Origin of the sequence: Gluconobacter potus, from assembly GCF_015244705.1 — a bacterium.
Classification (GTDB): Bacteria; Pseudomonadota; Alphaproteobacteria; order Acetobacterales; family Acetobacteraceae; genus Gluconobacter; species Gluconobacter potus.
The window spans coordinates 23,181-29,658 of the sequence record NZ_JABCQF010000019.1 but is presented as its reverse complement, the minus strand read 5'-3'; the positions used below and the strand labels follow the sequence as shown (position 1 = coordinate 29,658).

Sequence of the window (6,478 nt, the reverse complement as noted above, 5' to 3'; positions counted from 1 at the left end):
AATGGCCGTGAACTGGTCATGGCGCGCTGGGGCATGCCGACACCGCCCGGTTACCTGAAAGGCCATAAAGTGGATCGCGGTATGACCAATATCCGCAATCCGACCTCGACATGGTGGAAGCGCTGGGAAGGGGTGGCGCATCGCTGTCTAGTGCCGCTGACCGCCTTTTCGGAACCGGAGCGTTTGCCTAATGGCAAATCACGGCCTGCGTGGTTTGTCCGCAGCGACGGTGAGCCGCTGGCTTTCTTTGCCGGGATCTGGTGCCGGTGGACGTCGGTGCGGAAACTGGCGGACGGGGAGACGACGGATGACCTGTTCGGTTTTCTGACCACTGAGGCCAACCGGGAAGTGGGCGCGGTTCATCCGAAGGCCATGCCTGTGATCCTGACGCAGCCGGATGAACTGGATGTGTGGATGAATGCGCCAGCGGAGGAGGCTCTGCAGCTTCAGCGGCCTCTGCCAGATGATCTGTTGGTCCGTGTTGAAGTCCGGCGTTCTTTGGAATGACGGCCATGAAGGCGAAAGATTACTTGCCGCTTTCGCCTCATCCCGGTCATTCGATGACTAATCGTACGGTTGGCAAAGCAGATAGATATCATTTCCCAATATCACTTGACCCGCAGGCGATATTTAACTTGGTGAGTAGTACACCTCTGTCCCGGATAGGTTTTTATCTGGGACAGGGCGCAGCATTCGCCTAATCTTTAGGCAACGCGGATCAGCTTGCGGTTGATAAACTCCTCGATGCCCAGGAAAGACAGTTCGCGACCAAAACCCGAATTTTTGATCCCGCCAAAGGGCAGTTCAGGCGCTGCAGCCGTTGCGGTGTTGATGAACATCATGCCGGTCTCGACCTGTTCCGCCACTTTTTCGGCGCGAGCAAGGTCGCGGGAGAACACGGACCCGCCGAGACCATAGGGGGAATCATTGGCCAGTTCGATGGCTTCATGCTCTGACGCGACCTTGTGCACGACCGCAACGGGGCCGAAAATCTCCTGATAGAAGACCGGATTGTCTTTGGAGACATTCGTCAGGATAGTCGGCTCCATGAAGAACCCCTTGCGATCCATCCGCTTGCCGCCAACCACCAGAGTTGCCCCTGCCTTAACGGCTTCGTCAGTCTGCGCCAGCGCAGTGTCCAGCGCCTTTTTGCTGCTCATCGGGCCATGGGTGGTGCCCTCAGCCAGCGGATCGCCGATGCGGAACTGCGTGATCGCCTTTTTCAGACCGGTGAGGAAGGCGTCATAGACCTTCTCATGCACGATCATCCGCTTGGCCGCCGTGCAGACCTGCCCGTTATTGGCGAAGCGACCCCATGTCGCCCATTTGACCGCCAGTTCAAGGTCCGCATCATCCAGCACGACGAAGGCGTCACTGCCACCCAGTTCCATCGTGTCCTTCTTCAGCGCCGCCCCCGCTTCGGCCGCGACCGCCTGGCCGGCGCGTTCGCTACCGGTCAGCGCGACGCCACGGATGCGGACATCCTTGATCAGTTCGGCTGACTGGTCGTTGTCGAGGAAGATGTTGGTATAGACGCCCACAGGCGCGCCCGCATCGTGGAACAGCTTTTCAAAGGCCAGCGCGCATTGCGGCACGTTGGGCGCGTGCTTGGCGATGACCACGTTACCTGCCATCAGGTTCGGCCCCGCTACGCGGGCAAGCTGGTAATAGGGGAAGTTCCATGGCTCGATGCAGTAGATCAGGCCAAGCGGCTGATTGATGATCTTTGCATGGCCTTCCTTGACCTTCAGATGCGTGGGAGCGAGGAATTTCTCCGCGCCATCGGCATAGAAGGAGAGAATATCGGCGGTGATGTCGATTTCCTCCAGCGCGTCCGGTAGCGCCTTGCCCATTTCGGTCGCGATCAGGCGCGCATGGGCCACACGATCGCGACGCAGCAGATCGGCGGCCTTTGACATGACGACCTTACGCTCGGCGATGTCGCATTTTTTCCAGTCGGTCTTCCACACATGGTCCGCGCGATCGACAATCGCCTTCATCTGCGCGGCGGTATGTAGTTCAAACGTGCGTTCCACGGTTTCCGTGGTCGGGTTGAGGGTTTGGTAAAAACTCATTGGTCTGTTTCCCTGTTTATTGATTATGGAACGGGTAGTCGGTGTAGCCATGCGCGCCGCCGCCATACATCGTCGCCGGGTCCAGCGAGTTGAACGGCCAGCCGTGTTCCAGCCGCGCAGGCAGGTCCGGATTGGCGATAAACTTCCGGCCAAAGCCGATCATGTCCGCCCATCCATGTGCCAGCACATGCTGGGCTTTGTGCAGGTCGTAACGGCCCGCGCACAGGATGCGGCCGTCGAAGATGTCGCGCACACTGGCTCGGAAGGTGTCCGGCATTTCCGGCGCATTATCCCAGTCGGCTTCGGCGAGCGAGACATAGGCGATGCCCGCATCCGCCAGCACGCGCACGGCCTGCGTGTAGGTCTCCGCCGGATTGTCCTCCAGCAGGCCAAGATAGACACGCTCTTCCGTGGTCGTGCCGAACAGTGGGGAAAATCGCACGCCCAGCCTGTCGGGCGTAACCACGGCGGAGACGGCTTCGACCACCTCGCGCAGGAAGCGCAGGCGGTTGGACAGGCTGCCGCCATAAGCATCGGTACGGAAATTGGCGCGTTCGGATAGGAACTGGTTGATCAGGTAACCATTGGCGGCGTGAATCTCCACACCATCAAACCCGGCGGACAGTGCATTGCGTGCCGCCTGTGCATACATCTCCACCAGTTCATGGATTTCGGGAATGGAAAGTGCGCGCGGCATGTCGGGTGGGACCAGCTTTCCCGTGCCCGGTCCCGTGGGGATGAACACGTTCACGCCTGTTGCCGCAACCGCCGACGGGGCGATCGGCGCCTCATGACTAGGTTGCAAAGCGCGGTGGGACACGCGGCCGACATGCCACAACTGTGCAAAGATGGGCTGCCGCTTTGCGTGTACCGCATTGGTGACCAGTTTCCAGCCCGCGACCTGTTCAGGGGAGTAGATGCCCGGTGTCCAGGCATAGCCCTGTCCGCGGGGTTCGATCTGCGTGCCCTCGGTAATCAGGAACCCCGCCTGTGTGCGCTGCGCGTAATATTCGGCCATCAGCGTGTTGGTGATGTCCCCGGGTTGCGTGCTGCGGCAGCGTGTCAGGGGTGGCAGGAAGATCCGGTTTTCAAGGGACAAATCGCCCAGCCGCACAGGATCGAATAAAGAAGACGAAGACATGATCAACCTTGTTCACAAATGCAGGACATCCGTCCGGCCCGCGTGTAAACATTGACCCACCCTCTGGTGTGCGCAAGAACGCACATAAACCGCCACTAGTGTCAGGAATGATACCATGCCCCGCATTCGTCACACCACGCTGGCCTGTAGCCCCGGCTGCACGGTGGAAGCCACGCTCGAACTGTTTGGGGGCAAGTGGAAGGCGTTGATTCTGTATCACCTGTTCGAGGACGGGGTGCTGCGGTTTGGCGAACTGCGCCGCCGCCTGCCCAATGTCACACAGCGGATGCTGACCAACCAGTTGCGCGAACTCGAGGCAGACGGCCTGGTGTCACGCACCGTCTTCCCCGAGGTACCACCGCATGTGGAATACGCCCTGACCGATCTGGGCAAAACCCTGAAACCAGTTATTCAGGCACTCAAAACATGGGGAGATCGGTATGCGCATTCTCTCCAGCGGAACAAAGCTGGTGATTGAGATTGACCGCTAAGCATTATGGACAATTCCTGCAGCAACATACCTGTCAGTATAGCAGAAGCAGAGCGGACGGGCAGCAGTCGCCTCATTGCAGACGTGTTCGCATGAATGCAGTCATCCCGTAAGCGGACATTGTTTCATGAGTGATCGGCTAGTTTCAGTCCCGATGACATCGCATAATTTTTTGATTCTAAATTCGAGGCCACCATTCAAATGGCCTATGTTAGCTTTCCCTCTTCAGATCCTATGCCACTTCATCAAAGGTTTTCACCAGACATCAATTTCCGATGCACGATGCGTCCTCGACTGGTAAGGCGAGCGGCAGCACTGCCCCAGCGTGCGGAAAACCCGGCCGCGACATATCCCATCAATATCAATGATCCACGGATGGCGCCGCGATCCGCTCTGGGAATGCCATATTCACCATTTATCGGTAGAGAGAGAATAAAACGGCACTGTTCTTTTGTGAGATCTTTCGCAGCCAGATAGGACCTGGCCGCCCCGTTCTGGATGGGGAAATCCATAACATTACTCATGACCTGTCTCCTCTGGCTCAAACTCTTCAGGAAATCATAGTTTCAGCTTGCATCCACTGACTGACGTCGACCCTCTCGCCCTGAAACAAAGGAGAAGGGCGTAACAAGGAAAATCATGAAAATATTGATACAACTTGCACACGACAATACAGATCCATCGCAGCTTTCTGTGCACCAATCAGATTCTGAACCGCTATATAGGTTTGCACGTAACTTGCTTCCTGCACATGCGCTGGCCTGTCAGTCAGCGCCATCGCCATTTCTATCGCTGTGTCGAGAAGCGGCCTGAAATGTGCTTCCAGATAGTCACCACGCATCTGATGGTCTGTTGGTAGATTGGAAACAGTCATCTGGAAAAGATCATAGCCATTCTGCTGCAATTGTTCTTCTTCAGGTAAAACTGCATCTGTCCCCAGTAAAGAAATGACACAGGTTCGATCAGGCGCCAGAAGAATGATCTTTTCCAGCAAAGGATGAAAAGCGTGGGAAGGTGGTGCTATAAAAGGCAATCTCATAGTGCTGCCTTTTCTGCGCTTTCCGGTGCCTGACCACATCGCCTGAGCAGATTGCGAAGTTGATTGATAACAGGAAAGACTTCCCGATTGTGATCTCCACCGAGGTCTTTCCATGCCGCCTGTTCCAGCTCGACAATCTCGCGATCTTCAAAGAAGACGCGCTCCGTGAATGCGACCAGTATTGGCCAGGCAAGATCCAGTAAAAAAGGCACTTTCAATCGTTTGATCGACAACAGACCGAAAACACGGTTGGTCATTTGCTCACGGTCCTGTGGCACATACGAGATCCACAACTCCATCACGGGTTCCTCAATCCCCTGCGTTTCAATACGCAGGCTCTGATAGGGATAGTGTGTCCTGATGGTCATGACGTCCCGATAGGCAAAATCCCGACCATCACGGCGTCTCTGGCCGTAGATCAGCGCCTCACTCAAAGGCTGTTTGCCGCCGGTTCGTGCAAAGGTGTAGCGGGCTTCAACAAAATCATCACCGTGGTCCATTCCCAGAAACCGCGGCTTCATTTTTCCGACCAACCGACTGTGCAGGACCTGGTGATTCATATCCATCAGGTTTTCATGCATGAAACTGTAATGACAGTTCACCATCTGCCCGAAACGTCGCGTGCGATAACGCGTATCTCTCACCCTTGGAAAGTCAGGGAGCGGGACAATCTCTGCAAGAGACTGATCCCCCATGAAAACAAAAATAAGCCCGTCTTTTTCGCGACAGGCCCAACTTTTGAGACGCAGACATTGCGCTTCGGCAGAAACATTGGGCGAAACACATTGGCCGTCCCGATTATATCTCAGACCATGAGCGGGACAGCTTATCTGGTCACCACAAACCTTTCCTTTGCCAAGCAGAACCTGCCGATGGGCGCACAGGCCATCTAGCGCATAAGGAACGCCGCTTTTAGGACGTACGATGACGATATGCTGTCCTGCAAACCGGACATCGATTGCCTTTTCCCCTCCCAATTCACGGGACCAGGCGACAGGATACCAGAAATCCGGGTTGGTTCTGACACGTCTTAAATCAATCTGTACCGCGCACGCTGAATGGTCTGAAATTTGGTGGAGCTCGTTTTCCATTACCTCGACACTTCAACTGGCTCAGCGCAAAGGAAACAACGCAACCCAAGTCATGGAGCGTTATGTCGTCTCTCGCATTTTGTCTGAGCAGGTATAACTCGTTATCAATTACCGGACAGAATGCGTCAGTGTCCGCCGGCTGAACCGAAAGTTTCTAACGGATCAATGCTGTCAGCAGCACAAAAGCGTTGTCCATATATCGGTCAGGAATAACAGAGCAGAAGACCGTGTCCGGACAAGAGGCCACCGCCTGATTCATCAGGAACGACCGCGGCATAAGGCAGACAGGCATATATTCTCTCCTCCCTTCGGTCATCCCGCCCGACGGTTGGTGGCTGAGCAATGGCAGGTCTCCTGGCTCACGGATCATGGCCAACCGGTTCCAACCTTCCCGTTCCTATGAGAACAGTGGTTCACGTTCAAAGTGAACGAACCAGTGACATACCGCCTACAGTTGCGGGAGCAGCCTCCGACTTTGCTTCTGGCCGAATGTCTGACCAGAACATAACGGAGTTCCCTATTAACCCGCTCGCGCGGGACCATTGAAGCGTTTGCCTTTGCACCATGCCGCCAAACGCATCCAGAGTGCAAGCTGGAACATCATGGAGCGGCGGAAGGCAGATATCAGTTTTTCGTATGTAG

General features: G+C 55.8%; 7 protein-coding genes and 1 riboswitch. Of the genes, 2 read left to right on the top strand and 5 right to left on the bottom strand.

Translation table 11 applies throughout. The annotated features are described in order from the left end of the window. On the top strand, window positions 1-507 hold a 507-nt coding region (locus HKD31_RS14920), incomplete at its 5' end, for an SOS response-associated peptidase (RefSeq protein WP_194265617.1). A gap of 197 nt (window positions 508-704) precedes the next feature. Here the strand turns inward: HKD31_RS14920 and HKD31_RS14915 are convergent. Together HKD31_RS14915 and HKD31_RS14910 are read right to left on the bottom strand one after the other, a co-directional pair. Continuing rightward, window positions 705-2,075: an NAD-dependent succinate-semialdehyde dehydrogenase gene (locus HKD31_RS14915; protein ID WP_034927514.1), complete on the bottom strand. Its 1,371-nt coding sequence runs from the start codon at window positions 2,073-2,075 to the stop codon at window positions 705-707. A gap of 16 nt (window positions 2,076-2,091) precedes the next feature. Next, window positions 2,092-3,216: an alkene reductase gene (locus HKD31_RS14910; RefSeq protein WP_034927511.1), complete on the bottom strand. Its 1,125-nt coding sequence runs from the start codon at window positions 3,214-3,216 to the stop codon at window positions 2,092-2,094. Window positions 3,217-3,331: 115 nt separating this feature from the next. On the opposite strand from HKD31_RS14910, the gene HKD31_RS14905 reads away from it, so the two are divergent. Next, on the top strand, window positions 3,332-3,694 hold the full coding sequence (locus HKD31_RS14905) for a winged helix-turn-helix transcriptional regulator (RefSeq protein WP_034927508.1): 363 nt from the start codon (window positions 3,332-3,334) through the stop codon (window positions 3,692-3,694). A gap of 257 nt (window positions 3,695-3,951) precedes the next feature. Here HKD31_RS14905 and HKD31_RS14900 read toward each other — a convergent pair whose 3' ends face one another. The 3 genes from HKD31_RS14900 to HKD31_RS14890 form a co-directional block, all read right to left on the bottom strand. After that, entirely contained in the window at window positions 3,952-4,230 is a 279-nt protein-coding gene (locus tag HKD31_RS14900) for a hypothetical protein (protein WP_228120877.1), read from the bottom strand. 113 nt (window positions 4,231-4,343) lie between these two features. Next, window positions 4,344-4,745 (bottom strand): hypothetical protein, encoded by a 402-nt coding sequence (locus tag HKD31_RS14895; protein ID WP_181417553.1) that lies wholly within the window; start codon window positions 4,743-4,745, stop codon window positions 4,344-4,346. Beyond that, window positions 4,742-5,836 (bottom strand): aromatic ring-hydroxylating oxygenase subunit alpha, encoded by a 1,095-nt coding sequence (locus HKD31_RS14890; RefSeq protein WP_051672108.1) that lies wholly within the window; start codon window positions 5,834-5,836, stop codon window positions 4,742-4,744. Before HKD31_RS14890 ends, HKD31_RS14895 begins: the two co-directional genes overlap by 4 nt. A gap of 327 nt (window positions 5,837-6,163) precedes the next feature. Further along, a riboswitch (cobalamin riboswitch) is annotated at window positions 6,164-6,395 on the bottom strand. Between the last annotated feature and the right edge of the window lie 83 nt (window positions 6,396-6,478).

Bases quoted from the DNA above. Each gene is read 5' to 3' on its own strand.
- HKD31_RS14905 (WP_034927508.1), top strand. From the start codon at position 3,332: ATGCCCCGCATTCGTCACACCACGCTGGCCTGTAGCCCCGGCTGCACG.
- HKD31_RS14895 (WP_181417553.1), bottom strand. From the start codon at position 4,745: ATGAGATTGCCTTTTATAGCACCACCTTCCCACGCTTTTCATCCTTTG.
- HKD31_RS14910 (WP_034927511.1), bottom strand. From the start codon at position 3,216: ATGTCTTCGTCTTCTTTATTCGATCCTGTGCGGCTGGGCGATTTGTCC.
- HKD31_RS14900 (WP_228120877.1), bottom strand. From the start codon at position 4,230: ATGAGTAATGTTATGGATTTCCCCATCCAGAACGGGGCGGCCAGGTCC.
- HKD31_RS14890 (WP_051672108.1), bottom strand. From the start codon at position 5,836: ATGGAAAACGAGCTCCACCAAATTTCAGACCATTCAGCGTGCGCGGTA.
- HKD31_RS14915 (WP_034927514.1), bottom strand. From the start codon at position 2,075: ATGAGTTTTTACCAAACCCTCAACCCGACCACGGAAACCGTGGAACGC.